The following is a 20,974-nucleotide window of genomic DNA, read 5'->3' as shown; positions in this document are numbered from 1 at the left end:
CCCGAGCGCACGCCGCCCGCCCGAGGCCCCGGAGATCATGAGCACGCCAAGCACCTGGCGGGCGCTCCCGACGTGCACCACGTACTCGTGATCACCAGGCGCCGGGCCGGGCCGGGTCGGGCCACCGAGCGCGACGCCCCGCGACGCGCCGCCGTCACGCCCGCAGCGGCGCGATGACCTGTTCCGCGAAGCGCAGCACCGGGTCCACCGACGCCGGGTTGCCGAAGTCCATGACGAAGTGGTCGACGCCGACCTCGCGCTTCGCGGCGAGCTCGTCGACCAGGCGCTCGGAATCCGAGTCGCTCTCGGGCAGGGCGCGCTCGAGGGTCACCGAGACCTCGATCGCGTCCGGGTCGCGGCCGGCCTCCTCGGCGGAGCGGCGCACGATGTCGCGGCGCCGGACGAAGTCCTCCGCCTCACCCTTGAACGGGCCGTTCCACATGTCCGCCAGCCGCCCGACGAGAGGCAGCCCGATCTGCTCGCCGGCGGCGCCGATGCAGACGCGCGGGGGCGGGTCGGTCAGCGGCGGGGCCGCGGCGCCGGCGATGCGGAAGTGCCGGCCCTCGAACGACGGGTCGGCCTCGGTCCACATCCGCCGGCAGATCGTGATCGCCTCCTCGAGCTGGGCGAAGCGCACGGCGGGGCGGGGGAACTCGTAGCCGTAGGCCTCGTACTCGGGCTCGCGCCAGCCGGCGCCGATGCCGAGCACGAAGCGCCCGCCGGACAGGTACTGCAGCGTCGCGGCCATCTTCGCCAGCAGCGGCGGGTGGCGGTAGCCGACGCCGAGCACGTGGTGGCACAGGTCGACCGAGGGATGGCGCGCCGCGAGCCAGGTCAGCGTCGTCCACGCCTCGAGGAAGGGGTCGGTCTTCTGGTCGAAGCCGTAGAAGTGGTCGGCGATCCAGAGCGAGTCGAAGTGCGGGAGCGCCGTCGGGAGGATCGCGGTGTCCTGGTCGGCGGCGATGGGGCGGTGGTCGCTCCACCTGTTCCCGATCACCGGGGAGAGCCAGCCGAACTTGGGGGTGGTCGCCACCGCGGCATCATGCCAAGCCGCTTGACCGCGAGCACGACGACTTGCCACGCTGTCGAACGGTCGTTTGGTAGACGGGAGGCCCGGGTGGCGAAGTACGACGTCGTGGTCATCGGAGCCGGCGCGGCGGGGCTGACGGCCGCGTCGCTGCTCGCCGTCGAGGGCAAGAGCGTCTGCCTGCTGGAGCGCTCGCCCTACCTCGGCGGGCGCGGCATGGCCGTGCCCGACGAGGGGTTCACGGTCAACGTCGGCGGCCACCTCGTCGAGGACCCCGGGTCCGGGCTGACCAAGGTGTTCGAGCACGTCGGCAAGACGCTGCACCACGGCGAGGTCTCCGCCGAGATGCCCGTCTGGGACCACGAGAAGAACCGTTGGGGCTCCATCCGCGACCGCTACTCGGGCAGCAAGGGCGAGCTGAAGAAGGTCATCAAGGCGCTGCTGGACACCGAGTGGGACGAGCTCGACCGCTGGGACGACAAGCCGCTGCGCCAGTGGCTGCACCAGTACACCGACGACCAGGGCGTGATCGACCTCTTCGAGTTCATCACCGTCCTCGAGTGCATGACCGACAACTGGTGGGACCACTCCGCCAGCGACAACCTCTTCCCCCGCAAGATGCACTTCACCGAGCGGAATACCGCGGCCTACTCGTGCTGGCCCGGGCAGGGCTGGGACGGCATGTGGGCCGACCTCGCCGACGCGTTCCGCACCGCCGGCGGTGACCTGCGCCTGTCCACCCCCGTCGAGCGCGTCGTCATCGAGGACGGCGTCACGAAGGGCGTCGCGATCGCCCGGCAGCCCCGCGTGCTGCCCAACGAGTTCTTCGAGGAGGAGATCCTCGAGGCCGACCACGTCATCTGCACCCTGCCGGTCTGGCACGTGCTGAACGTCGTCGACGAGACCGACCTGCCCGACTGGTACGCCGAGCAGATCAAGTTCCTCGCCCAGGACAAGTTCCGCATCGCCTGGCTCGGGCTCTATCTGGCGACCGAGGAGCCCGTGCACCAGTACGACCCGCGCGAGCTCTCGACCTGGCTCAGGACCCCGAACACCGAGCTCGGCGGCTTCATGTTCAACCAGACCGCCATGGACCCGACGTGCTCGCCCGAGGGCACCCAGCTGCACGTCATGGGCGGGGTGTTCCCTGGCGAGAAGGGCCGCGACCGGGCCTGGCTGCGCCGCGAGATGGAGCGCTTCGAGGCCGACGTCGTGACGATGTGGCCGGGGTTCGCGAAGACGGTCTGGCGCCGCCGCCACCTCGTCTTCGAGCCCAGCTTCGGTGTCATCCAGAAGCCCGGGCTGGTCGGGCGCTACCGCCCGCACTGGCGCCCGCCGCGCCCCGAGGGCCTGTGGTTCGCCGGCGAGACGTTCCGCAGCCGCGGGGTCGGCACCGACCGGGCCGCGCGGGCCGCCCTCACCGTCGTCGAGGAGTACCTGGGCCGCCGCCTCGCGACCTTCGGTGACGGGTGGCGGTACTGATGCCCATCGAACTGGGCGTGCCCGGCCAGATCATGCCGCCGGCACAGGCGGCGGTGAAGTTCGCGAAGCGCAGCGAGGACGAGGGGTTCGACGCCGTCTGGTGGCCCGACCACCTCATGGGCTGGCACCCCGACACCATGTGGACGCCGGACCTCACCCCGCTCGCCGAGCACCAGCCCAACCCGCACGTCTACTTCGACCCCGCGGTGATGATGGGCGTCGTCGGCGCGGCCACCGAGCGGATCAGGGTGGGCGTCTGCGTCACCGACCTCATCCGCCGCCACCCCGCGATGGCCGCCCAGACCGCGCTCACCCTCGACCACGTCACGCAGGGCCGCGCGATCATCGGGCTGGGCAGCGGCGAGCAGCTCAACGCGACCCCCTACGGGATGCCGTTCGACCGGCCCGTCGCGCGGCTCGAGGAGGGCATCGACGTGATGCGCCTGCTCATGACCGCCGACGGCCCGGTCGACCACGAGGGCCGCTTCCACCGCCTCGACAGGGCGGTCCTGGGCCTCCAGCCCTACGGCGCGGCGCCGCCGGAGATCTGGACCGCCGCCCACGGCCCGCGGATGCTGCGCCTCACCGGGCGCAAGGCCGACGGCTGGCTGCCCACCAAGCTCGGCCCGGCGGAGTACGGCGACGCGCTGGCCACGATCCACCGGTCCGCCGAGGACGAGCAGCGCGACCCCGACGCCATCACCCCGGGCATGCTCGGGTACGTCCTCATGGGACCCGACGCCGAGACCGTGCAGCGGCTCACCGAGGCCCCGCTCGTGCGCGCGCTGTGCGTGCTGCTGCCCGCCCAGGTGTTCCGCGACCTCGGCGTCGAGGGGCCCTACCCCGACGGCTCCGGGTTCCACGACTTCATCCCGACGGCGATCGACCGCGCCGAGTCGCTGCGGATCATCGACGCGATCCCGCCCGCCGTGGTGCGCCACTACGCGTTCTGCGGCACGCCGGACGAGGTCGCCGAGCAGGTCGAGGAGTACGCCGAGAAGGGTCTGCGCCACCTCGTCATGTGGAACATCACCGCGTTCGGCGACCCGTCGCTGGCCCGCTGGTCGTTCGGCGCGATGTCGGAGCTGCGCAAGAGACTCGGCGCATGACCCCGCCCGCGATCGAGCGCTACTTCGCGGCGGTGAACGCCGAGGACTGGGCCGCGATCCGCGAGGTCTTCGCCCCCGACGCGGAGCTGCGCACGGTCGGCGCCCCGACGCGGCGGGGTCGCGACGAGATCGCCGCCCACTTCCCGCAGGTCCTGGCCGCGCTGCCGGTGCACCACGACGAGGTCACGAGGGTCGTCGTGGCGGACACCGTCGTCACCGTCGAGATCCGGTTCGTGGGCCGGACGGCGGACGGCCGGGACGTCACGTTCGACGCCGTCGACGTCTTCGACCTCTCCGGCGACGGCACGACCATCGAGAAGCTCTCCACCTGGTACGACACGGCCGCCGTGGCGCGGATGACCAGATGACCGTCCTGCGCGGCCTGGGCGTCACCCTGCCCGTCGACGAGGGCCTGTCCGCCGGGCAGTACCTCGACCTCGCGCGGCTCGCCGAGGACGCCGGGTGCACCGACGTGCTGGTCGGCGAGGTCGCCGGCCCCGAGGTCTTCGCGATGCTCGGCATGATCGCCGCCTCGACGAGCCGCATCCGGCTGGGCAGCGGGATCGTCGGGGTCTACCCGCGCACCGCGGTGCTCACGGCCATGGGCTTCACGACGCTGGCCTCGCTCGCGCCGGGACGCGTGCTGGCCGGGCTCGGCGCCTCGAGCCCGATCATCGTCGAGCAGTGGCACGGCCTCGGGTTCGACGCGCCCCGCGCGCGCCTCGAGGAGTACGTGGCCGCGCTGCGCACGGTCTTCCGCGGCGAGCGCACCGACCTCGACGGCCCCCACGTCCGGTCCCACGGGTTCCGCGCCGGCCTCGCGCCCGTCGACGTGCCGATCCTCGTCGCCGCGATGAACCCGCGGATGCTGCGCCTCGCCGGGGCGATCGCCGACGTCGCGTTCCTGACCTGGACCCCGCCCGACGAGTACGGACCGAAGATCGCGCTGGTGCGCGAGGGGGCGCGGGCCGCGGGTCGCGACCCGGACGAGGTCGGGATCGCCGCGTCCTTCTGGGCCTACGCCGGCGACCGCGTCGACGAGGCCCGGGAGCGCCTGCGCCGCTTCGTGCTGCAGTACGCGATGGTGCCGACGCACCGGCCGTCGTTCCGGGCCAGCTTCGCCGGGCTCGACGAGGCCGCGGACGCGTGGGCCGGCGGCGACCGGAAGGCCGCGCTGCACCTCGTCGACGACGACGCCGTCGCGGCGATGTGCGCGCTGGGGTCCGGCGACGACGTGGCCCGCCGGGTCGCGGCGATGCGCGCCGCGGGCGTCGACCTGCCCATCGCGCTGACCCCGGGCGCGGTGCCCGGCGACCCCGAGGGACCGGCTGCGACGATCGAGCGGATGGCCGCCGGCACGAAGGAGCACGCGTGACCGAGGGCGTCACCTCCCCGATCCCGACGGACATCCCGTCCGACGCCGGCGTCCTGCGCCTCGACCACGTCGCCGTGGCCGTCCGCGACGTCGGCGCCGCCGCCGCGCTGTTCTCCGGCGCGCTGGGCGGGCGGTTCCTCTTCGGCGGCGACAACGACCACCAGGGCATCCGCGTCGCCCAGTTCGTCCTCCCGGGCGGGATGAAGATCGAGCTGATCTCCCCGCTGCGCGACGACGCCCCGGTCGCGCGGTTCCTGGAGCGCCGCGGCGAGGGCGTGCACCACCTGACCCTGCTCGTCGAGGACGTCGAGGTGGCGGTCGCGCGCCTCACCGGCCTCGACTACGAGGTCGTCGACGTCGACCTGACCAGCAGGCACTGGCGCGAGGCGTTCGTCCGCCCGCGCTCGGCGTTCGGCACCCTGCTGCAGCTGGCGGACACCACGACGCGCTGGGACGAGCCCGCCGCCTCGGGGATCACGCTCGACGACGTGGTCGCCGGCCGGGTCGTGTTCACCGAGGACGAGCGGGCCGTCCTGCGCGAGGGGTGAGCTACTCCCAGGTCTGCTGCCGCTTGTACTGCGCCATGATCTCGTGGGGCAGCGGGCCGTTGGCCGGCACGGCCATGCCCTTCTGACGCGCCCACATCCGGGCGGCCTCGACGAGACCGTGGACGTTGCCCTGGCGGACGGGCTCGTCGGCGTCGTGCCGCTCGCGGGGGGCGGTGGGTTCGCGCTTGGCGTCGGTCATGCGAATACCTCCGATGACGTCGCTGTCACCGTTGCGTCGCGTCCCGGCGGTCGCCGGACCGCTGTGACCCACGTTACGCCCCCGTCCTCGCCGCGCTCGCGCGGTGCCGCCGCACCGCGTCCCGGTTGGCGCAGGCGGGCGTGCAGTAGCGCTGCCGGCCCGTGCGCGAGACGTCGGCGAACACCTGGTCGCAGCCGTCGGTGGCGCAGCGGGCGAGCCGGTGCATCCCGCGGGCGGTGAGGTGCAGCGCGGTGCCGACGCTGACGAGCGAGCGCAGGAGCCCGGCCAGCGTCATGTCGTCGTCGCGGTAATGGATGTGCCACCCCGTGCCGGCGTGGTCGGTGAGACGCGGGTGCGCGCTGGAGGTCGCCAGCAGGACGTTCACCAGGGCCGCCCGCGCCGGGGGCTCGGTGGTGTCGACGACCGCCGTCCAGCGCTCGAGATACGCCCGGACGGCCGTCAGATCAGCGTCGACGGCGGGGCGCTCGACCACCAGCCCGGCCTCGCGGCACCGCTCCTCGAGCTCCGCAGCGGTCGCCGGCGGGCGGTTCACGAGGTCCGTGGCGAGGAGGACCGCGTCACGCCCGTAAGGGTTGAGGTGCACAAGACCATGACACCACGGTGGAGCGCATGAGAGAACACCAGTGGTCGACCGTGTCCACCCACCGCAGCGCCGAGGGGCTCGTGCGCTACCAGCGCTGCCGGTGCGGGCGGTGGCGCACGCTGCAGGGCGCCGAGGTCCTCGCCGCGCCCGTCGCGACGTGCCGCCCGCTCGGGCGCGCGGCCTGATTCAGACGCCCGCGGGCGGCCGCCACCCCGGCGGACGCAGCACGTACCCGACGCGCTCGCGCCACCCCCGGGCCGTGCGCACGTCGCGCGCGATCGCCCCGAACTCGCGGTACTGCAGCCCGAGGATCGAGCGCGTGCCCACGGGGTGGGTCAGGCCGTAGGTCGGGCGGTGCGCCTCCTCGGCGAACGTCCCGAACAACCGGTCCCAGACGATGAGGATGCCGCCGTAGTTCCTGTCGAGGTACTCGAGGTCGCTGGCGTGGTGCACGCGGTGGTGCGAGGGCGTGTTGAACACGAACTCGATCGGCCGCGGCAGCCGCCCGACCCGCTCGGTGTGCACCAGGAACTGGTAGACGAGGTTCACCGAGAACGCCGTGAAGATCATCCAGGGCGGCACGCCGAGCAGCGGCAGCGGCGTCCAGAACAGCACCTCGAACCACGGGTTCCACTTCTGGCGCACGGCGGTGGAGTAGTTGAAGTAGGTGCTGTTGTGGTGCGCCTGGTGCGCGGCCCACAGCAGGCGGATGCGGTGCGAGCTGCGGTGATAGGCGTACCAGAGCAGGTCGACGGCGAGCAGGACGCCGACCCACGTCGTCCAGTGCGCCGGGTCGAGGCGCAGCGGGGTGACCTCGTAGAGCGCCGCGTAGCCGATCAGCGCGAGCCCGCGCGCGATCGCGGTGAAGACCAGCGAGCCGAGGCCCATCGTGATGCTCGTCGCGGCGTCGCGGCGCTCGTAGCCGCGCAGGTCGTTGTCGGAGAAGACGTGGAACGACACGGCCCTCGAGCACGATGAAGACGACGAAGACGGCGCCGCCACGACCACGGGGTCCCGCAGGGTCTCCGCCAGCATCGCGCCACGGTGATCGTCGGCGGGTCGCGGGGCAAGACCGATGACTCGGGGCGCCGCGCGGCGTCACACCGTCATGACGCCCGATCTGACGCCCGCCGCCCTCGCCCTGGGGGCGCTGGTCACCGACCTCGACGACGACCGGCGGGCCCGTCCCACCCCGTGCACGGGCTGGTCGGTGGCCGACCTGCTCGACCACCTCGACGTCGTCGCCACCGGCTTCACCGCCCTCGCGCGCGGCACCGAGGGCGACGGGCGGCACCGGCCGCTCCCCGACGCCCTCGACGAGATGGCGGTGGCCTGGCGCGACCCCGCGGCGTGGACGGGCACGGCCGGCGCACCCGGGCCCGAGCTCCCCCGCGCGACCTGGGGCCGCATCGGGCTCACCGAGCTCCTCGTGCACACCTGGGACCTCGCGCGCGCCCTCGGGCGCCCGCTGCCCGCCCTGCCCGACGACCTCCTGCGCGTGGCGCTCGACCACGTCCTGGTGTTCGTGCCGCGGGCGCCGCTGCCCGAGCTGTGGGGCACGCCGGTCGCCGTGGCGCCCGACGCCCCGCTGTGGGACCGCCTCGTCGGGGGCACGGGCCGTACACCCTGATCACGCCGATACCTCCGGACTGTCAGGATCGTCGGCGTGGACGTCGTGCTCGAGCTCGGGCTGGTGCTGGTCTTCGTGCTGATCGGCGGCTTCTTCGCCGCCGCCGAGATCGCGCTGGTCTCGCTGCGCTCCGGGCAGGTCTCGGCCCTCGCCGAGCGGGGGAAGCGGGGCCGCGCGGTCGCGCACCTGCGCGGTGACTCCAACCGCTTCCTGTCCGCGGTGCAGATCGGCGTGACCTTCACCGGCTTCTTCGCCTCGAGCTACGGCGGCGCGACGCTCGCCGGGCGCCTCGAGCCGGGACTGACCGGGATCGGCCTGCCGGTGGCGCTCGCCGCGACGCTCGCCCTCGTGCTGGTCACCGCGCTCGTGTCCTACCTGTCGCTGGTCGCGGGCGAGCTCGTGCCCAAGCGGCTGGCCCTGCAGAACCCGGAGGGCGTGGCGCTGACGACCGCGCCGGTGCTCGACCGCCTCGCCTCGCTGACCCGCCCGCTGATCTGGCTGCTCTCGGTCTCGACGAACGCCGTCGTGCGCCTGCTGGGCGTCGACCCCCGGCACACCGAGGACGAGGTCAGCGAGGACGAGCTGCGCGACATGGTGCGCACCACCAGCACGCTCACCGACGACGAGCGCCGCCTGCTCACCGACGCCTTCGCGGCGACCGACCGGGTGATCAGCGAGGTCATGGTGCCGCGCACCGAGGTCGACTTCCTCGACGCCGACCTCACGGCCGCCGAGGCCGTCGCGCAGATCTCCGACCGCCCGCACTCGCGCTACCCCGTGATCGGGGAGTCGGTCGACGACGTCCTGGGCTTCGTCCACGTCCGCGACATCCTCACGGCGCACGTCACCGCGGAGGGCACCTCGCCCCCGCTGCGCGACGTGGTCCGCCCGATCACTGTGCTGCCCGGCAGCAAGCCCGTGCTCGACACCCTGTCGCTGCTGCGCCGCGGCGGCGGCCACCTGGCCGTGGTCATCGACGAGTACGGCGGCACCGACGGCATCGTCACCGTCGAGGACCTCGTCGAGGAGATCGTCGGCGAGATCCGCGACGAGTACGACCCGAAGGCGGTCGCCACGCGGGAGTCCGACGGCGCCTTCGAGGTCGACGGGCTGCTGCACCGCAGCGAGGTCGCCGAGCAGACGGGCATCGAGCTGCCCGACGGCTCCTTCGACACCCTCGGCGGCTTCGTCCTGCAGCTGCTCGGGCGCACGCCGGAGGTCGGCGACGCCGTCGACGACCTCGACCACCGCTTCGTCGTCACCGCCGTCGACGGGCTGCGCGTGTCCCGCGTGCGGATCACGCCGCTGGTGCGGGAGGGGACCGGGTCCGGCGAGCCGTGATCCCGGTGCGCCGGCTCACCGGCACCGGTGGCGCCCGAGGAGCAGGATGGGGAGCGGGTCGGGGACCGGGCACGCGGGAGGAGACGGATGGACGACACGGGTGAGGTGCGGGAGGACCCGGAGCGCGGGGCCTTCGTCCTGACCGTCGACGGCGCGGAGGCGGGCCACGTCGACTACCGGCGCCGCGCGGCACCGGCCGCGCTCGTGCTGCTCCACACCGAGGTCGACCCGGCGTACGGCGGACGGGGTCTCGGCGGGCGGCTGGTGCGCGCGGTGTTCGAGGCCGCGCGGGCCGAGGAGATCCCCCTCGTGCCGCTCTGCGAGTACGCGCAGCGGTGGGTCGGCCTGCACCCCGAGTACCTCGCCGACGTCCCGGCGCACGATCGCCAGAAGCTCGGCCTTCCGGAGCCCCAGATGGCGGGAGAGGACCAGTGACGAACACCCAGGAGATCGACCCGCACGCCGAGCCCTCGGGCACCGGCTGCCTCGAGTGCGACCAGGCCGGCGGCTGGTGGTTCCACCTGCGCCGGTGCGCGGCCTGCGGCCACATCGGCTGCTGCGACTCGTCGCCGAGCCAGCACGCGACGCGCCACGCGCGCGAGCAGGGCCACCCGATCCTCACCAGCTTCGAGCCGGGCGAGGACTGGTTCTTCGACGACCGCGACGGGTCGGTCGGGCACGGGCCCGTCCTCGCCGGCGCCCAGAACCACCCCGAGGACCAGACCGTGCCGGGACCGGCCGGCCGCGTCCCGAAGGACTGGCAGCGCCGGCTGCACTGAGCGGGACTAGCCCGTCGGGCCGAACCGCTCCACGCGGATCGTCCCGGCGGGCTGGCCGGCGTCGACGAGCAGCGTCTCCATGGCGCCGGTGAAGCGCGCCGAGCCGCAGAGGAAGACGGTCACGTCGGGGTCGACGAGCGCGGCGATCGCGGCCATGTCGAGACGGCTCCCGCCCGGCGCGCGGGTCAGCGCGATCCGGGCGCCGGCGGCCTCGAGCTCGTCGGCGTAGGGCAGGCGGTCGCGCGTCGTCGCGCTCACCGCCAGCCGCAGGCGCTCCGGGTGGCCCAGGTCGGTCGCGTGACGCAGCATCCCGACCAGCGGGGCGACGCCGCTGCCGCCGCCGATCGCGACGGCCGGGGCGCGCCCGTTCCACACGAACCAGCGCCCGATCGGCCCGCGGACCTCGAGCTCGTCGCCGGGCTCGACGACGTCGGCGAGGTAGCCCGACACCTCGCCGTCGGAGATGCGCTCGACGAACAGCTCGACGAGGTCGTCGGCCGGCGCCGAGGCCACCGAGTACGACCGCTGGGCGGTGTAGCCGTCCGGCGCGCGCAGGCGCACCACGTAGTGCTGCCCGGGGTGGTGCTGCACGCGCTCGGGCACGGCGAGGCGCAGCACCACGGCGTCGGTCGACGGGTGCGCCACCTCGACGACCCGCGCGTCGCGCCACTCCGCCGCCGCCCGGCGGTCGTTCGGCCCGCCCGCGCGGTCGTCGGGGACGGCGTAGCGACCGTCAGTCCCCGTCGAAGCGCTGCTCACGCCAGGGGTCGCCTCGCTCGTGATAGCCGTTCACCTCCCAGAAGCCGGGCTCGTCGTGGTCGAGCAGCGTGATCCGCTCGATCCACTTCGCGGACTTCCAGAAGTACAGGTGCGGCACGAGCATCCGCACCGGCCCGCCGTGGTCGCGCGTCAGGGGCTTGCCCTCGTGCTCCCACACCAGCCACGCCTTGCCGCCGCGGACGTCGTCGATCGGGAGGTTGGTGGTGTAGCCGGTGGTCGACGTCTCGACGATGAACTTCGCCCCGGGCTGCACGCCGACCGCGTCGAACAGGGTGTCGAGCGAGATGCCGGTGAAGTTCGTGTCGAGCTTCGACCACGTCGTCACGCAGTGGATGTCGCCGGCGTAGACCGACGGGGGCAGCAGGCGCAGCTCGCGCAGCGTCCACGTCGTCGGGGTGTCCACCAGGCCGTCGACGGTGACGCTCCACCGGTCGGCGTCGACGCGCGGCGTCGCCTCGGCGGTGAGCACCGGCCACCCGGCCCCGACGTCGTACTGCCCCGGTGGCAGGCGCGGGTCGCGCTCCCGCCGCCGCCCGAGGAACCCCCGCGTGGTCGCCACGATGATCACTCCGTCCCGCGTCCGGGCCCTGCGCCCTCGGTGACCTTAGCCAGCCCGACCGCCCGGCGATTCCCGCGAACGGCGCAGCGCGCTCGTGACACGGGCGACCTCGGGCGGGGGAAGGCACCCGTGCTGGACGCACGTGGACCGCCACGACCACGATGGAGGGCCCTGCCGCGAGGAGCCCGCCATGCGCTCGATCGAGACCGTGACCCTGGACGACGCCCGCCGCGTGATCGCCGCCGGCGAGCAGGAGGCGGCCGACCAGGGCCAGCCGATGAACATCGCCGTCGTCGACGCGGGCGGCAACCTCGTCGCGCACATCCGCCAGGACGGCGCGTGGATCGGCAGCGTCGACGTCGCGATCAACAAGGCGTTCAGCGCGCGGGCGTTCGACGTCTCCACCCAGGGCCTCGGGGAGAACGCCCAGCCCGGCGGGCAGTTCTACGGCATCCAGGACTCCAACCACGGCCGCGTCATGATCTTCGCGGGGGGCGTGCCGCTGATGTCCGGCGACGCCGTGGTCGGGGCCGTCGGGGTCAGCGGCGGCACCGGCGAGCAGGACCAGGCCGTGGCGGCCGCGGCGGCCGCGGCGCTCTGACGGGGAACACCGCGCGCCGGGCGGCCGTTGCGACGACCAGACCGGCCGACCGCCAGGAGGACCCGCCGTGCCCACTCCCGACGTCCCGCTCGAGAAGCTGGGATTCCTGACGCTCGGACTCTTCGACGGCGACGACCCGGGTCCCGGCATGGAGAGCACGCTCGAGGTCATCGAGCTGGGCGAGCAGCTCGGCTTCGACAGCGCCTACCTGCGCCACCGGCACTTCCAGACCGGCATCTCCTCGCCGATCGCGATCATGGCGGCGGCGTCGCAGCGGACGTCGACGATCGCGATGGGCACCGCGGTGACGCCGCTGGGCTGGGAGAACCCGCTGCGCATGGCCGAGGACCTCGCCACCGTCGACATCCTCTCCGGCGGCCGGCTCGAGCCCGGCTTCAGCGTCGGCCCGCCCATCCACTGGGACGACGTCAAGGGCGCCCTGTACCCCGACACCGCCGACACCGAGGACCTGACCTACGAGCGGGTCGCCCGGCTGTTGCGCATGATCCGCGGCGAGGCGGTCAGCACCTTCTCGGGCACCGCGGGCTTCGAGGAGTTCTCGGCCCGGGTCGAGCCGCACTCCCCCGGGCTGGGCGACCGCATCTGGTACGGCGCGGGCAGCGGGCGCTCGACGCGGTGGGCCGCCGAGCAGGGGCTCAACCTGCTGACGAGCAACATCATCAAGCCGGAGCAGAGCGACCTCGAGACCGACGGACGGTGGGACTTCGCCGCCATCCAGCAGCGCCAGATCGCCCTCTTCAAGGCGCACCACCCCGACGGGGACGCCGCGCGCGTCTCGCAGGGGCTCGTCGTCATCCCCACCGACTCGGCCACCCCCGAGCAGCGCGCCAAGTACGAGGCCTACGTCGAGAAGCGCACGCCGCGGACGGCCGCGCCCATGGGCCCGCCCGGGCCGGGGCTGCTCGCCGCGCCCGACGTGCTGGGCACCGCCGAGGAGGTCGCCGAGAAGCTCTACGCCGACGCGGCGTTCCGCGAGGTGCGCGAGGTCGTGTTCGCGCTGCCGTTCACCTTCGAGCACGAGGACTACGTGCAGATCCTCACCGACATGGCGACGAAGCTGGGGCCGGCGCTGGGCTGGAAGCCGGGGGCGTGACTGGCCACGCCGACGAGGTGGGCCTCGGCCCGCTGCTCGCGGAGCTGACCGCGCCGGGCGGGGAGTTCGCGATGGTCCCCGTGACCGTCGACGGCGTCGCGATGCGCGTCCACGCGCGGGCGCCGCACACGCTGCGGGAGCTGTACGCGACGTCCCCCGCCCCGGACGACCGGGTGGCCACGGTCTACGGCCACGAGCGGTGCACCTACGGCGGGCACCGCCGCCTCGTCGCCGGTCTCGCGGCGTGGCTGGCCGACCAGGGCCTGCGCCCCGGCGACCGGGTCGCCGTCGCCATGCGCAACGTCCCCGAGTGGACCGTGGCGTTCTGGGCGGCGATGGTGTCGGGTCTCGTCGTCGTGCCGCTCAACGCGTGGTGGACCGGCGATCAGCTCGCGGGCGCGATCGCGCACGCCGGCGCGCGGGTGGTGATCGCCGACCCGGAGCGGGTCGCCGCGCTCGACGGCCACCGGGGCCTCCCGCCGATCGTGCGGGTGCGGGGCGAGGGACCGGCCGGTGTCGTCGCGTGGGACGACGTGGTGCAGCCGTCGGACGCGCCGTTCCCCGACGTGACCGTGACCCCCGACGACACGGCCACGATCATCTACACCTCCGGCACCACCGGGGCGCCCAAGGGTGTCGTCGCCAGCCACCGCAACCACGTGGCCAACGCGCTCAACGTCGCGTGCCTGGGGCGGGCGAACCAGCTCGCCGCCGCGCGCCGGGGCGAGCCGGCGGCGGCCCCCGCCCGGCCCGGCACGCTGCTGGCCTACCCCCTGTTCCACATCGCGGGGCTCAACGGGCTCTACGGCGCCGCGCTGTCCGGTGCCACGCTCGCGCTGATGCACCACTGGGACCCCGACCAGGCGCTGCGCCTCATCGCGACCGAGCAGCTCACGAACGCCTCGGGCGTCCCGGCCGTGCTGCGCGACGTCGTCGAGCTGGCCGTCGACCACCCCCGCAAGACCGCCTCGCTCACCCGGATCGCGATGGGCGGCGCGCCCGTCCCGCCGTCGCTGGTGCGGCGGGTGGCCGCGGAGCTCGCGGGGCGCGCGTCGGCGGCCAACGGGTACGGCGCGACCGAGACGACGTCCGCGGTGTGCGCCAACACCGGCGCCGACTACGCCGCGCACCCCGACAGCGTGGGCCGGCCGGTCCCGGGCACCGAGCTGCGGATCGTCGACCCCGCGACGGGCGCCGAGGTGCCCGAGGGCGAGGTCGGCGAGCTGTGCTTCCGGGGCCCGCAGATCATGCGCGGCTACTGGCGGGCGCCCGAGGCCACCGCGGCGGTGCTGCACGACGGGTGGCTGCGCAGCGGCGACCTGGGGCTGCGCCGCGACGGGTGGGTCCACGTGGTCGACCGCGCCAAGGACGTCGTCGTGCGCGGCGGCGAGAACGTCTACTGCGGGGAGGTCGAGGCGGCGCTGCTCGCGCAGCCCGGCGTCCTCGAGGCCGCGGTGGTCGGGATGCCCCACCCGCGGCTCGGGGAGGACGTGGCCGCGGTGCTCGTGGCCGCGCCGGGCGCCGCCCCCGACACCGCGGCGCTGCAGGCCGCCCTGGGCGCGACGCTGCCCGGGTTCGCCGTGCCGGGCACGATGATCTGGCGGGACACGCCGCTCCCCCGCACCGCCACCGGCAAGATCCTCAAGGACAGCCTGCGGCGCGAGCTGGCCGGCTGATCACACGAGCGCCAGCCCCAGGGTGCGGCGCACGTGCAGGTCGGCGAGCGCGGTGCTGTACGGCGCCCGGCGCACCGGTGCGGGCAGCCGGTGCACGACCGTCCCGAGGCGACGCATCCACGCCACGAACCGCTGTTGGTCGCTCGCCGACCACTCGAGGCCCAGCAGCGAGCGGAACGGTTCGTGCAGGTAGCCGGTGGTGAGGAACGTGCGCGAGCCCTCCGTCGCGCGGCGGACCGGCCCGGGCAGGAAGTCGCCGCGCAGCAGCCGGTGGAAGTACGCGCCGACGGCGCCGTCGATCCGCACGTGCGCGAGCCCGTCGTCCCAGGCGTCGTCGAACGCCGCCCGGTCGGCGGGCCACTGCTCGGGGCGCATCTGCAGCGTCGTGCCCAGCGGCGCGCAGTCCCGGTACACCGCGTCCGGCAGCCGCATCCCGGGCTCGCCGGCGAGCAGGCCCCAGGTGTCCTCGAACGCACGGTAGAGGCACATCGCGACCCAGCGCTGCAGCTCCGGGTCGAACGCGTCGTAGTCGACCGGGCTGTCCGCGGTCGCGTGGACGCGGGCGTGCGAGCGGCCGACGGCCCGCCGGTAGTCCGCGCGCTCGGCGTCGGTGCCGAGCAGGGCGACGGCGAGGTAGGCGGTGGTCGTCCGGAAGCGGTGCAGCGGGTGGAGCATGACGTTGCCGGAGTCGACCCGGCTCTCGGCGACCCCGTGCCCGACGCCGGGCCACGAGAGCTCCATGATCACGTTCGCGGTCGCCGAGAGCACGACCGGCCCGAGCACGAGGTCCCGGGCCGACCGCGGCGCGCTCACAGGCCGTACGACTTGCCGATGATGTCGCGCTGGATCTCGCTGGTCCCGCCGTAGACGGTGGACACCACGCTCTGGCGCAGCAGGCGCTCCATGCCGTACTCGGTGGCGTAGCCGTAGCCGCCCAGCATCTGCATGCCCTCGAGCGAGAGGTGCTTGGCGATCTCGGTGGCCTTGAGCTTCGCCATCGAGGCCTCGCGCGGGAAGAGCGCACCCGGGTTGGCGTCGATGGTGCGCGCGGTGTCGTGCACGAGCAGCTTGGTGGCCGCGAGGTCGGTGGCGTTGTCGGCGATCCGGTGGCGCATGGCCTGGAAGCTGCCGACCGGCCGGCCGAACTGGTGGCGCTCCTTGACGTAGGCGACGGTGTCGTCGAACGCGCGGCGCGCGAGCCCGAGCATCAGCCCGGCGAGAATCATGCGCTCGAGGTTCAGCCCGGCCATGAGCTGGCGCCAGCCCTGGCCCTCGGCACCCACGACGGCGTCGGCGGGCAGGTGGCAGTCGGTGAAGTAGAGGTCGTTGACCTCCTTGCCGCCCATCGTCTCGATGCCGTGGATCTCCAGGCCCGGGGCGTCGGTGGGCACCACGAACATCGTCAGGCCCTCGTGCTTGCCGCCCTCGGTGGAGGTGCGCGCGACGAGCAGGATCGTCTTCGAGATGTGGGCGTTGGAGCACCACGTCTTCTGGCCGTTGACCACCCAGCCGTTCTCGGTCTTCTCGGCCTTGCAGGTCAGGCCGCCGACGTCGGACCCGGCGCCCGGCTCGGACATCGAGATCGCCAGCAGCTCCCCGTTCACGACGCCGCCGAGCAGCTCCTGCTTCTGCTCCTCGCTGCCGTTCCGCTCGATCGCGGCCGCGGTGATGATCGTCGTGCCGAAGCCGCCGATCGGGATCTGGTGGTACGAGGTCTCCTCGAGGAAGACGAGCAGGTCGGTCATCGACCCGCCGGAGCCGCCGTACGCCTCGGGCAGCGCGATGCCGAGCCAGCCCTGGTCGGCCATCTTGCGGTAGATCTCCATCGAGTGCGGGCCCTCGGCGGTCAGCTCGTCGCGGCGCGCCTTGTCGGGCACCTCGCGGCGGCCGAACTCGCCGATGGCGTTCGCGAGGTCCTGCTGCTCCTCGGTCAGGGTGACGGGCATCGTCGGCTCCTCCTGCTCAGCGGTCGTCGTCCCAGAAGCCGACGGCCTCGAGGTGGGCGACGAGCAGGTCGCGTCCGTCGAGGACGTGCCCCTCCATCGCCGCCCGGGCGGTGTCGGCGTCGCCCGACGCGAGCGCGTCGAGCAGCGTGCGGTGGGCCGCGACGGTGGCGGTGCGCCACGCCTCGCGGTCGGTGTAGAAGCGCGGCGGCAGGTAGTGGGCGGCCCGCCCCACCAGCCAGGCCAGCTTGCGGGCGCCGGCGGCGCGGTTGAGCGTCGCGTGGAAGCGGCGCTCGGCCTCGGCGAGGTCGCCGGGCGCGCCGTCGGCGATCAGCGCGTCGACCTGGGCGGCCTTCTCGCGCAGCGTGGCGAGCCCGGCGGCGTCCAGCGACGCCGCCGCCCGGGCCGCGAGCTCGCCCGTCATCCGGGCCTGGACGGCGAACAGGTCGGCGACGTCGCCGCGCTCGAGCGGGGCGACGACGAAGCCGCGGCGGGGCAGCGCGCGCACCATGTCGTCGGCGCGCAGGGCCTGCAGCGCCTCGCGGACGGGGGTGGGGCTGACCCCGAGCTCGACGGCGAGACGGTCGGGGCGCAGGAACGTGCCCGGGCGCAGGACGCCGGACAGGATGCGCTCGCGCAGCTGCAGCGCCACCTGCTCGGGCAGCGCCGGAGCGTCGCCGAGCAGCGCCGTGTCGGACCCGCTCACCCAGCGGACCATATCCTATGGGATTTGGCGCGACCAGGGTCGAGCTCGGGGTCAGGCGGGTGCCCGCGCCGGTTGGCGCGTCCCGGCGCGGCGGACGAGACGGTCGGCGGCGAGCGCGCCGAGGCCCGAGATCAGGGTGATCAGGACGAGGTAGGCCGCCGCGCCCGGCATCCCGAGCGGCGAGGCGAGCAGCAGCGTCGTGAAGATCGGGGCCAGCGCGCCGCCGACGATCGAGCCGAGCTGGTAGCCCACCGACGCGCCGCTGTAGCGCACCTCGGTCGGGTAGCACTCGGCGGCGAGCGCGGCGGACGGTCCCCACATCGGCGCCGACGCCCAGCGCGCCGCGGCGACGGCGACCGCGATGAGCAGCAGCGACCCGGTCGCGAGCAGCGGCAGGAACACGGCGGCCACGACGGCGGTGGCGAGGCTGCCGGCGAGGATCGTGCGCGACAGGCCCCACCGGTCCGCGCCGGCGGAGACCCACAGGATCAGCGGCACCTCGAGGACCGCGACCACGAGCACGATCGCGATCAGCGGCGCGCGCGGCAGGTCGAGGGCGTTCGTGCCGTACTGGATGGTGTAGGTCGCGGCCATGTAGCCGATGCCCGTGATGCCGGTGAACATCGCGATGCCGCACAGCACCTGGGGGAAGTGGTGGCGCAGCACCGAGGCCAGCGGCAGCGCCATCGACCCGGCGCGGCGCACGGCGACGAATTCCGAGCTCTCCTCGATGCGCAGCCGCACCCACAGCCCGACGATCACGAGGAACGCGCTGAGCAGGAACGGGATGCGCCAGCCCCACGTCGCGAACGCCTCGGCGGACATCGAGGCCGCGAGCACGAGGAAGATCGCGTTCGACGCGATGAGCCCGATCGGCACCCCGAGCTGCGGGAAGCTGCCGTAGAAGGCGCGCTTCGACTCCGGCGCGTGCTCCACGGAGATCAGCACCGCCCCGCCCCACTCGCCGCCGACCGCGAACCCCTGCACGAGGCGCAGCACGACCAGCAGGATCGGGGCGAGCGCGCCGACCGCGGCGTAGGTCGGGAGCAGGCCGATGAGCGTGGTGGCGACACCCATCGTCACCAGCGTCGTGACCAGCGTGGCCTTGCGCCCGATGCGGTCGCCGAGGTGCCCGAACACGACCCCGCCGATGGGTCGGGCGATGAACCCGACCGCGAACGTCGCGAACGCGGCGAGCGTGCCGGTCAGCGACGAGACCTGCGGGAAGAACTGCGGCGCGAACACCGTCACGGCGGCGAGGCCGTAGATGTAGAAGTCGTACCACTCGATCGACGTGCCCACGAGGCTCGCGAGGGCGACCTTGCGGACCTCGCGGCCGGAGCGGGCGGGGGCCTCTTCGGCCATGGCGGACCTCCGGGTCAGTGGGTGCGGCGCCGGCGGCCGGCGGCCAGGGCGTGCGAGACGCCGGCGGCGCTCGTGCGCACCAGCGGGGCGAGCACGGAGACGGGCGGGTTGCCGTGGTGGGCGACGACGGACAGCGCCGCGACCACCTCGCCCGCGGCGTCGCGGATCGGTGCGGCGACCGACGTGGCGTCGTCGGTGATCTGGCGCTCGCTGACGGCGTAGCCGCGGGTGCGGATCGCGGCGAGCATCTCGCGGATCCGCACGGGGTCGGTCAGCGTGTAGGGCGTGTGGCGGGTGAAGGGCCCCTCGAGGACGCGTTCGACGACGTCGGCCGGGGCGTGCGCGAGGAGCACCAGCCCGACCCCGGTCGCCGTCATCGCCCACCGGCCGCCGACGCGGGTCAGCACGCCGACCGCGCGGGTGCCGGCGAGGCGCTCGACGTAGACGATCTCGTCGTCCTCGCGGACCGCGAGCTGGACGTTCTCGCGGGTGACCGCGCAGAGGTCCTCGAGGTAGGGCAGCGCCCGCTCGCGCAGGCCCGGCCCGCGCGGCGCCAGTGCGCCGACCTCCCAGAGCCGCAGCCCCACCTGGTAGCGGCCGCTCGCGTCGCGCTCGACCGCGCCCCAGGCCTCGAGCTCGGCGACCAGGCGGTGCGCCGTGGACAGCGGCACCCCCGAGCGCCGGGAGATCTCGCTGAGCGTCAGCGTCGGGCGGTCGTCGGAGAACGCCTCGAGCAGGCGCAGCGCGCGGGCGACGACCGGTCCCGTCGACACCCGCTCCGACCGGTCGACGGCGTGCGTGACCGTCATGGATCCTCCGATGACGTCGGCGGCACGGATCGGGAGAGTGTGCGGCGGGTCACGCGCCGTGCCCAACGGCGGTTTCCGGATGCCGGAAGGGTGTTGCGTCAGGCGGCGACGAGACGGACGGGGACCGTGGCGAAGCCGCGCAGCCAGTTCGACAGCCGCGGCCGCGACTCCCCCATCGGCTCCAGCCGCACCACCCGGCGCGCGAGGGCACCCAGGAGCGCCTCGGCCTCCATGCGCGCGATCACCTGCCCGACGCAGTTGTGCACGCCGGCGCCGAACGCGGTGTGGCCGGCGGTGCGCCGGTGCAGGTCGTAGGAGTCGGGCGCGTCCCAGCGGCGCGGGTCGCGGTTGGCCGCGCCGAGCATCATCAGCAGCTTCTCGTCGGGGCCGACCGTCGCGTCGCCGACGGTGACCTCGCGCGTCGCCGTCCGCCCGATCACCGGGCTGGGGGTGTGCAGGCGCAGGCCCTCCTCGAACGCGGCCCGCGCGAGGCCCGGGTCGGCGTGCAGCGCGGCCCACTGGTCGGGACGGCGCGCGAGCTCGTGCACCACCGAGCCGAGCGCGAGGATCGTCGTGTCGATCCCGGCCGACAGGAACGAGCGCACGAGCAGGGCGGCGTCGTCGACGCCGATGTCGCCGGCCTCGGCGTAGGCGTAGATCGCGGCGCCGATCCCGTCGTCGGTGAGCGCCTCGCGACGGACCTGCCAGGTGACGTACTCCCGCGCGCCGCCGGCCCGGCGCTCGGCCTCGGCGCGCAGCACGTTGTGGGGACCCATCGACTCGAAGTTCAGCGCCGCGTAGGGCAGGAGGTGCTCGCGGCCCTCGGGAGCCATGCCGACCGCGTCGGGCAGGACGGTCATCGGGAAGCGCTCGGCCAGCGCCGACGCGGCGTCGACCTCCCCGGCCGACACCGCGTCCTCGACGACCTCGGCGGCGACGGCCGCGAACCGTGCCTCCAGGTCGGCGAGCGCCCGCGGCGCGAGCACCCGCTTCATCACCCGGCGGGCGGCGGTGTGCGCGGGCGGGTCGGCGTCGAGCAGCACGCTCGGCGGGCGCCAGCCCTCGCCGCGGCGGATGTCGGCGAGCCCCGTGCCAGCGGCCGAGGACCACGTCTCCCAGTCGCGGAAGACCGCGCCGACCTCGGCGTGCCGCCCGGTGGCCCACACCCCGTGCGCGGGCAGCCACACGACCCGGGCGGCCTCGCGGATCGCGGTGTCGGCGGGGACCGGGTCGGCCAGGACGTCGAGGGCGAAGGGGTCGACGTCGAGCTCCACGCGCCCATCGGATCACTCTCGCGACGCCGGGGGCAGCCTCCTCCCGGATGCCG

25 protein-coding genes are annotated in these 20,974 nt (G+C 74.3%); 13 read left to right on the top strand and 12 right to left on the bottom strand.

Features of this window, described 5'->3' with window-relative positions:
- Window positions 1-154: 154 nt before the first annotated feature.
- Complete coding sequence (locus ACFPK1_RS07310) at window positions 155-1,033, bottom strand: LLM class flavin-dependent oxidoreductase (RefSeq protein WP_378020231.1); 879 nt, start codon at window positions 1,031-1,033, stop codon at window positions 155-157.
- Between the two features lie 84 nt (window positions 1,034-1,117).
- Here ACFPK1_RS07310 and ACFPK1_RS07305 point away from each other — a divergent pair, with 84 nt between their 5' ends.
- From ACFPK1_RS07305 to ACFPK1_RS07285, 5 genes are read left to right on the top strand one after another with little or no spacing between them, the layout of a single operon-like run.
- Entirely contained in the window at window positions 1,118-2,509 is a 1,392-nt protein-coding gene (locus ACFPK1_RS07305) for a phytoene desaturase family protein (protein WP_378020230.1), read from the top strand.
- A complete protein-coding gene (locus ACFPK1_RS07300) occupies window positions 2,509-3,618 on the top strand; it encodes an LLM class flavin-dependent oxidoreductase (RefSeq protein WP_378020229.1) in 1,110 nt (369 codons plus the stop codon). The genes ACFPK1_RS07305 and ACFPK1_RS07300 overlap by 1 nt, the downstream gene beginning before the upstream one ends.
- The gene (locus ACFPK1_RS07295; protein WP_378020228.1) at window positions 3,615-3,986 is read left to right on the top strand and encodes a nuclear transport factor 2 family protein; all 372 of its coding nucleotides are present in this window, start codon (window positions 3,615-3,617) and stop codon (window positions 3,984-3,986) included. The genes ACFPK1_RS07300 and ACFPK1_RS07295 overlap by 4 nt, the downstream gene beginning before the upstream one ends.
- On the top strand, window positions 3,983-4,993 hold the full coding sequence (locus ACFPK1_RS07290) for an LLM class flavin-dependent oxidoreductase (protein ID WP_378020227.1): 1,011 nt from the start codon (window positions 3,983-3,985) through the stop codon (window positions 4,991-4,993). Before ACFPK1_RS07295 ends, ACFPK1_RS07290 begins: the two co-directional genes overlap by 4 nt.
- A complete protein-coding gene (locus ACFPK1_RS07285) occupies window positions 4,990-5,541 on the top strand; it encodes a VOC family protein (protein WP_378020226.1) in 552 nt (183 codons plus the stop codon). The genes ACFPK1_RS07290 and ACFPK1_RS07285 overlap by 4 nt, the downstream gene beginning before the upstream one ends.
- A 1-nt stretch (window position 5,542) precedes the next feature.
- Here ACFPK1_RS07285 and ACFPK1_RS07280 read toward each other — a convergent pair whose 3' ends face one another.
- The gene (locus ACFPK1_RS07280; protein WP_378020225.1) at window positions 5,543-5,740 is read right to left on the bottom strand and encodes an Lsr2 family DNA-binding protein; all 198 of its coding nucleotides are present in this window, start codon (window positions 5,738-5,740) and stop codon (window positions 5,543-5,545) included.
- 73 nt (window positions 5,741-5,813) lie between these two features.
- A complete protein-coding gene (locus ACFPK1_RS07275) occupies window positions 5,814-6,293 on the bottom strand; it encodes a CGNR zinc finger domain-containing protein (RefSeq protein WP_378020224.1) in 480 nt (159 codons plus the stop codon).
- 77 nt (window positions 6,294-6,370) lie between these two features.
- Here ACFPK1_RS07275 and ACFPK1_RS07270 point away from each other — a divergent pair, with 77 nt between their 5' ends.
- Window positions 6,371-6,529 carry a hypothetical protein gene (locus tag ACFPK1_RS07270; protein ID WP_378020223.1) on the top strand — a complete coding sequence of 53 codons (159 nt, stop codon included), beginning with the start codon at window positions 6,371-6,373 and terminating at the stop codon, window positions 6,527-6,529.
- A gap of 1 nt (window position 6,530) precedes the next feature.
- On the opposite strand, the gene ACFPK1_RS07265 is transcribed toward ACFPK1_RS07270, so the two are convergent.
- Window positions 6,531-7,379, bottom strand: a complete 849-nt coding sequence (locus ACFPK1_RS07265; protein ID WP_378020222.1) for a sterol desaturase family protein — start codon at window positions 7,377-7,379, stop codon at window positions 6,531-6,533.
- A gap of 73 nt (window positions 7,380-7,452) precedes the next feature.
- On the opposite strand from ACFPK1_RS07265, the gene ACFPK1_RS07260 reads away from it, so the two are divergent.
- The 4 genes from ACFPK1_RS07260 (at window position 7,453) to ACFPK1_RS07245 (ending at window position 10,094) form a co-directional block, all read left to right on the top strand.
- A complete protein-coding gene (locus ACFPK1_RS07260) occupies window positions 7,453-7,974 on the top strand; it encodes a TIGR03086 family metal-binding protein (RefSeq protein ID WP_378020221.1) in 522 nt (173 codons plus the stop codon).
- Between the two features lie 36 nt (window positions 7,975-8,010).
- Window positions 8,011-9,315 carry a hemolysin family protein gene (locus ACFPK1_RS07255; protein ID WP_378020220.1) on the top strand — a complete coding sequence of 435 codons (1,305 nt, stop codon included), beginning with the start codon at window positions 8,011-8,013 and terminating at the stop codon, window positions 9,313-9,315.
- A gap of 87 nt (window positions 9,316-9,402) precedes the next feature.
- Window positions 9,403-9,750, top strand: coding sequence for a GNAT family N-acetyltransferase (locus ACFPK1_RS07250; protein ID WP_378020219.1), 348 nt, complete (start codon window positions 9,403-9,405; stop codon window positions 9,748-9,750).
- A complete protein-coding gene (locus ACFPK1_RS07245; protein ID WP_378020218.1) occupies window positions 9,747-10,094 on the top strand; it encodes a UBP-type zinc finger domain-containing protein in 348 nt (115 codons plus the stop codon). Before ACFPK1_RS07250 ends, ACFPK1_RS07245 begins: the two co-directional genes overlap by 4 nt.
- Before the next feature lie 6 nt (window positions 10,095-10,100).
- On the opposite strand, the gene ACFPK1_RS07240 is transcribed toward ACFPK1_RS07245, so the two are convergent.
- Together ACFPK1_RS07240 and ACFPK1_RS07235 are read right to left on the bottom strand one after the other, a co-directional pair.
- Window positions 10,101-10,853, bottom strand: a complete 753-nt coding sequence (locus ACFPK1_RS07240) for an FAD-binding oxidoreductase (RefSeq protein ID WP_378020217.1) — start codon at window positions 10,851-10,853, stop codon at window positions 10,101-10,103.
- Window positions 10,828-11,436 (bottom strand): sulfite oxidase-like oxidoreductase, encoded by a 609-nt coding sequence (locus tag ACFPK1_RS07235; RefSeq protein WP_378020283.1) that lies wholly within the window; start codon window positions 11,434-11,436, stop codon window positions 10,828-10,830. The genes ACFPK1_RS07240 and ACFPK1_RS07235 overlap by 26 nt, the downstream gene beginning before the upstream one ends.
- A gap of 187 nt (window positions 11,437-11,623) precedes the next feature.
- Here ACFPK1_RS07235 and ACFPK1_RS07230 point away from each other — a divergent pair, with 187 nt between their 5' ends.
- From ACFPK1_RS07230 to ACFPK1_RS07220, 3 genes are all read left to right on the top strand, one after another.
- Window positions 11,624-12,034: a GlcG/HbpS family heme-binding protein gene (locus ACFPK1_RS07230; RefSeq protein ID WP_378020216.1), complete on the top strand. Its 411-nt coding sequence runs from the start codon at window positions 11,624-11,626 to the stop codon at window positions 12,032-12,034.
- A 67-nt stretch (window positions 12,035-12,101) separates the two neighbouring features.
- Window positions 12,102-13,148, top strand: coding sequence for an LLM class flavin-dependent oxidoreductase (locus ACFPK1_RS07225; RefSeq protein ID WP_378020215.1), 1,047 nt, complete (start codon window positions 12,102-12,104; stop codon window positions 13,146-13,148).
- Window positions 13,145-14,824: a class I adenylate-forming enzyme family protein gene (locus ACFPK1_RS07220; RefSeq protein ID WP_378020214.1), complete on the top strand. Its 1,680-nt coding sequence runs from the start codon at window positions 13,145-13,147 to the stop codon at window positions 14,822-14,824. The genes ACFPK1_RS07225 and ACFPK1_RS07220 overlap by 4 nt, the downstream gene beginning before the upstream one ends.
- Here ACFPK1_RS07220 and ACFPK1_RS07215 read toward each other — a convergent pair whose 3' ends face one another.
- The 6 genes from ACFPK1_RS07215 to ACFPK1_RS07190 all read right to left on the bottom strand — a co-directional run bounded on the left by ACFPK1_RS07215 (window position 14,825) and on the right by ACFPK1_RS07190 (window position 20,921).
- Window positions 14,825-15,637 (bottom strand): oxygenase MpaB family protein, encoded by an 813-nt coding sequence (locus ACFPK1_RS07215; RefSeq protein WP_378020213.1) that lies wholly within the window; start codon window positions 15,635-15,637, stop codon window positions 14,825-14,827.
- Complete coding sequence (locus ACFPK1_RS07210) at window positions 15,634-16,770, bottom strand: acyl-CoA dehydrogenase family protein (RefSeq protein WP_378020212.1); 1,137 nt, start codon at window positions 16,768-16,770, stop codon at window positions 15,634-15,636. The genes ACFPK1_RS07215 and ACFPK1_RS07210 overlap by 4 nt, the downstream gene beginning before the upstream one ends.
- 16 nt (window positions 16,771-16,786) lie before the next feature.
- Window positions 16,787-17,473, bottom strand: a complete 687-nt coding sequence (locus tag ACFPK1_RS07205; protein ID WP_378020211.1) for a GntR family transcriptional regulator — start codon at window positions 17,471-17,473, stop codon at window positions 16,787-16,789.
- A 51-nt stretch (window positions 17,474-17,524) separates the two neighbouring features.
- The gene (locus tag ACFPK1_RS07200; RefSeq protein ID WP_378020210.1) at window positions 17,525-18,838 is read right to left on the bottom strand and encodes an MFS transporter; all 1,314 of its coding nucleotides are present in this window, start codon (window positions 18,836-18,838) and stop codon (window positions 17,525-17,527) included.
- Window positions 18,839-18,852: 14 nt separating this feature from the next.
- A complete protein-coding gene (locus ACFPK1_RS07195; protein WP_378020209.1) occupies window positions 18,853-19,647 on the bottom strand; it encodes an IclR family transcriptional regulator in 795 nt (264 codons plus the stop codon).
- A gap of 98 nt (window positions 19,648-19,745) precedes the next feature.
- Window positions 19,746-20,921: a cytochrome P450 gene (locus ACFPK1_RS07190; protein WP_378020208.1), complete on the bottom strand. Its 1,176-nt coding sequence runs from the start codon at window positions 20,919-20,921 to the stop codon at window positions 19,746-19,748.
- Window positions 20,922-20,974: the final 53 nt, after the last annotated feature.

Source organism: Actinomycetospora rhizophila, assembly GCF_042657905.1.
In the GTDB taxonomy this organism is placed as follows: domain Bacteria; phylum Actinomycetota; class Actinomycetes; order Mycobacteriales; family Pseudonocardiaceae; genus Actinomycetospora; species Actinomycetospora rhizophila.
Note: the sequence above shows the minus strand (reverse complement) of the source record. Positions and strands in the feature narration are given on the sequence as shown.

Bases quoted from the DNA above. Each gene is read 5' to 3' on its own strand.
- ACFPK1_RS07300 (WP_378020229.1), top strand. From the start codon at position 2,509: ATGCCCATCGAACTGGGCGTGCCCGGCCAGATCATGCCGCCGGCACAG.
- ACFPK1_RS07295 (WP_378020228.1), top strand. From the start codon at position 3,615: ATGACCCCGCCCGCGATCGAGCGCTACTTCGCGGCGGTGAACGCCGAG.
- ACFPK1_RS07290 (WP_378020227.1), top strand. From the start codon at position 3,983: ATGACCGTCCTGCGCGGCCTGGGCGTCACCCTGCCCGTCGACGAGGGC.
- ACFPK1_RS07280 (WP_378020225.1), bottom strand. From the start codon at position 5,740: ATGACCGACGCCAAGCGCGAACCCACCGCCCCCCGCGAGCGGCACGAC.
- ACFPK1_RS07270 (WP_378020223.1), top strand. From the start codon at position 6,371: ATGAGAGAACACCAGTGGTCGACCGTGTCCACCCACCGCAGCGCCGAG.
- ACFPK1_RS07265 (WP_378020222.1), bottom strand. From the start codon at position 7,379: ATGCTGGCGGAGACCCTGCGGGACCCCGTGGTCGTGGCGGCGCCGTCT.
- ACFPK1_RS07260 (WP_378020221.1), top strand. From the start codon at position 7,453: ATGACGCCCGATCTGACGCCCGCCGCCCTCGCCCTGGGGGCGCTGGTC.
- ACFPK1_RS07250 (WP_378020219.1), top strand. From the start codon at position 9,403: ATGGACGACACGGGTGAGGTGCGGGAGGACCCGGAGCGCGGGGCCTTC.
- ACFPK1_RS07230 (WP_378020216.1), top strand. From the start codon at position 11,624: ATGCGCTCGATCGAGACCGTGACCCTGGACGACGCCCGCCGCGTGATC.
- ACFPK1_RS07210 (WP_378020212.1), bottom strand. From the start codon at position 16,770: ATGCCCGTCACCCTGACCGAGGAGCAGCAGGACCTCGCGAACGCCATC.
- ACFPK1_RS07200 (WP_378020210.1), bottom strand. From the start codon at position 18,838: ATGGCCGAAGAGGCCCCCGCCCGCTCCGGCCGCGAGGTCCGCAAGGTC.
- ACFPK1_RS07195 (WP_378020209.1), bottom strand. From the start codon at position 19,647: ATGACGGTCACGCACGCCGTCGACCGGTCGGAGCGGGTGTCGACGGGA.